Raw genomic sequence first — 3373 nt, forward strand, 5'->3', positions numbered from 1 at the left:
ACGAGACCGGCACACGACACCAGATTCGGATCGTCGAACGTCGCGCGCACCACTGGCGCGTTCGTCAGCGATAACCAAAGCGTAGTCACCGTGCTCGATGGCGCACTCGTCGACCCGCTCCAACAGGTGCTGAAGCACTACGGTATGCGGCGGGTCAGGGTGGGGGTAGCGGGCACGTTGCCCGACTACTTCCATGGCTCGGGCGATGACCATGACGTCCTGCGCGGCGACCGCTTCGATCACGTCATCGAACACACCGACCCGCGCCCGAACTGGCACTTCCGCCTAACCGCCACCCGCGTGAAAGATCTCGTGCCCATGGAGTTCGACCTTCGCGTCCAGCCGATACGCCGCTGCCGCAGCGGCAGCAACCCGGAGGACTTCCCGAAAGGGGTCCGCCGATTCGGAGCCAATCTTTGTCTATGTAACGTGGCGTGACGGCCGGGGTGTGATCAACTCGGGCGTGTCGCTTGTGGAGACGGCGGCCGGCATCGTCTAGATCATTCGGGTTGTGTGGACTCAAACGATCAACGGCCGGCCGCCGCGTTGCGCGCGTATGACCGGGTTGGACTCCGATCAAGTCGACTGGCTGGTCGAGCAGGTGGACGCGCTGCTGGACTGGGACCCGCCGGTGGGACGGCCGCGGGCGTGCCGCTGGACACGGCGCTGGTGATGGTGCTGTTCGGGCTGCGGCACAACCTCGCGTCGGACGTGCTCGGTGAGGTGTTCGGCCGCGGCTCGACGACCGTGGAGCGCTACCGGGAGGAGGTGGAACCGTTGGTGGACGAGGTGTTGACCCCGCTGTACGAGCGGGTCCGTGACCCGGCCCGTCGGGACGCGGTCCTGGTCGATGGTCTGGTCGCGCCGGCCGGGGAACGCGACGACGTCGACTTCGGGCCGTACCGGGAGGCGGGAGAGGCCGTATTCGTGCCGCGTGGCCCGGTCGGCGCGGAGGACGACGGTTGGCTGCTCACCTACGTGTACGACGGCCGGGTCGGCCGTAGCAGCCTGGTGGTGCTCGACGCCGCCGACTTCACCGGCGATCCGGTGGCTGTGGTGCACCTGCCGGTGCGGGTGCCCAGCGGCTTCCACGCCAACTGGATCACCGGTTGAACCCGCCAACTAGGCAATTTCAGCTATCTACGACGTCATCTTGCCAGCTAGCTTCGCAACAGGATGTCATGCCTGTCTCACGGAAGGTGTGCGAAATGGCCCATTCCGCTGCCCATCCCGCCCCCCACTCCGCCTCCTCCGCCTCCTCCGGCTCCCCCGGCCTCGTGGGCCGGCTCAACGGCGCGCACCACAAGCTGGCCCTGAACGCCTTCCTCGTCGTCGTCCTCGCGCACTGGGCCGAACACCTGGTGCAGGCATACCAGATCTGGGTGTTGGGTAGCCCTCGCCCGCAGGCCCGAGGCGTGCTCGGCCAGTGGTTTCCATGGCTGGTCAGCTCCGAGTGGCTGCACTACGGGTACGCCATCGTGATGCTCGTCTTCCTGTTCCTGCTCCGCCCCGGGTTCACCGGACGGGCCCGGACCTGGTGGACCATCGCACTGGCCATCCAGTTCTGGCACCACATCGAACATCTGCTGCTGCTGATCCAGGCGCAGACCGGCACCATTCTCTTCGGCCAGCCGGTGGTGACCAGCGTGGTGCAGTTGATCGTGCCCCGCGTCGAGCTGCACCTGTTCTACAACTCGGTGGTCTTCATCCCGATGGTGATCGCGATGTACCTGCACCTGCGCCCGAACGAGCGGGAGCGGGAGCAGATGAGCTGCAGCTGTGCCGGCCACGGGTCGGAGGTCCGACCGCTCGCCTCCGATGCGGCCTGACCCGCGCCCAGGCGTACCAGCCGCTGCTCTCGGGCTGGCCGGCGTCGTCGCCGTGGTCGCCGCGGTGCTGCTGGCCACTCCCGGCAGCGCCCGTGCCGAGGAGGGCAGGCTGCTCCTGGCGGACCCGCCGGTCGACGCGGCGCTCAGCGGCGCGCCGACCGGCGTGACCCTGTCCTTCACCGACACCGTGCAGCCGGAACTGTCGCACGTCGAGGTGTTCGACGGCGCCGGCGACGAGGTCACCGACGGCGACTACCGGCAGGTCGCGCCGGACCGGGTGCACCAGCCGGTGCGGATCGGCGCCGACGGTGACTACACGGTCGCGTACCACGTGACGTTTCCCGATGGTTCGGACGTGACTGACGTCTACCGGTTCAGCGTTGGCACCGGCGTGCCGCCGGCCGCGCTGGACGCCGCGACCCGCGAGGCCCGTACCGACGCGGTGTCCGAGCACGCGCACGAGATCGACGGATTCAGCGCGACCCTGCTGGTCATCGACGGGCTGGTGCTGTTCGTGGTGATCGCGCTGCTGTGGCTGCGCCCGCGCGACGGCCGGCCGACGTCACTGCGCTACCGCGATCCTGACTGACTGATCAGGCAGCAGGCAGTGCGCGCCGTCCGTCGCCGCGCCAGACCGACTGATCGGCGCCGGCGGGTCCGCCCGCCGGCGCCGATCAGTCGTTGGGCATTGTCAGGGGATAGGGAAGAACGCGCGGACGAACCGGTCCCAGTTGCGGTCACCGATCGTCGCCCGCATCCGGGTCAGCAGCCGGGCGGGTATCCCGAGTCGGTACCGCACGCGCGGGTTGGGGTGGGTGACCGCGGTCTCGATGACCTTGGCGACATGCTCGGCGCGGACCGCCACCTTGCCGCGCAGCGGCGGGTTGTCGCTGAGCCGGTACGCCTGGTGCCACTGTACGAAGTAGTCCCAGAAGTCCTTGTACAGCGCAGGGTCGCCGTGCGACTGCATGCCGAGGTCGGCGACGCTGTCCGGGACGCATCCGCCGAGGATCGGCGACGGCTCGATCAGCACCACCTTGATGTCGAACCGGGCCACCTCGTGCCGCAGCGAGTCGCCGATCGCCTCCAACGCGTGCTTGGTGGCCTGGTAGTAGCCCTTGATCAGCTTGACCGACTCGGCGGGCGACATTGCCAGCATCCTCAGATTGTCGTACGCCGCCGAGACCCGGGCCAGGTCACGGGTCGACTCAAGGAACAGCTCACCGGCCAGGGTCTCGATGTAGCCGAGTGGTGGATCGTCCCGCTCGAAGCTGAGCAGGGCGAATCCGCTGCTGTCGGCCAGGTGCGCGCCGGCTTCGAAGCGCTGCGGCCATGGAGCGACGCCGTGTGTGTCTGCCATGCAGGTCCGTGATCATCTGGTGCGGGCTGCGGTCCTGACGCCGATGCCGGGCATCGAGGTCAGGACCGGGGCGAGAGGGTGCGCGTTGAGCGCGGTGAGGATCTGGTCGACCGGGCGGGCGCCCATGCGTGGCGCGCGGGCTTTGACGATCTCGGTGAGTTTCGCCCGGCCGGCCCTGCGCAGC

At 68.6% G+C, this 3373-nt stretch carries 5 protein-coding genes and 1 pseudogene; 4 read left to right on the plus strand and 2 right to left on the minus strand.

What is annotated here, in order from left to right; translation table 11 throughout:
- The 4 genes from ACFHW1_RS28535 to ACFHW1_RS28550 all read left to right on the plus strand — a co-directional run.
- A partial coding sequence (locus tag ACFHW1_RS28535; protein WP_416616670.1) for a hypothetical protein occupies positions 1-438 on the plus strand: 438 nt, incomplete at its 5' end.
- A gap of 210 nt (positions 439-648) precedes the next feature.
- On the plus strand, positions 649-1113 hold the full coding sequence (locus ACFHW1_RS28540; protein WP_416616672.1) for a carotenoid oxygenase family protein: 465 nt from the start codon (positions 649-651) through the stop codon (positions 1111-1113).
- Between the two features lie 95 nt (positions 1114-1208).
- Positions 1209-1829 carry a hypothetical protein gene (locus tag ACFHW1_RS28545; protein ID WP_416616674.1) on the plus strand — a complete coding sequence of 207 codons (621 nt, stop codon included), beginning with the start codon at positions 1209-1211 and terminating at the stop codon, positions 1827-1829.
- The gene (locus tag ACFHW1_RS28550) at positions 1819-2418 is read left to right on the plus strand and encodes a copper resistance CopC family protein (RefSeq protein ID WP_416557587.1); all 600 of its coding nucleotides are present in this window, start codon (positions 1819-1821) and stop codon (positions 2416-2418) included. Before ACFHW1_RS28545 ends, ACFHW1_RS28550 begins: the two co-directional genes overlap by 11 nt.
- A gap of 102 nt (positions 2419-2520) precedes the next feature.
- On the opposite strand, the gene ACFHW1_RS28555 is transcribed toward ACFHW1_RS28550, so the two are convergent.
- Positions 2521-3189 (minus strand): Scr1 family TA system antitoxin-like transcriptional regulator, encoded by a 669-nt coding sequence (locus ACFHW1_RS28555; RefSeq protein WP_416616676.1) that lies wholly within the window; start codon positions 3187-3189, stop codon positions 2521-2523.
- A gap of 21 nt (positions 3190-3210) precedes the next feature.
- Positions 3211-3373 (minus strand): annotated as a pseudogene (locus ACFHW1_RS28560) (IS110 family transposase); the annotation flags it as partial.

Source organism: Micromonospora sp. LOL_014 (assembly GCF_048060245.1).
Lineage (GTDB): Bacteria > Actinomycetota > Actinomycetes > Mycobacteriales > Micromonosporaceae > Micromonospora_E.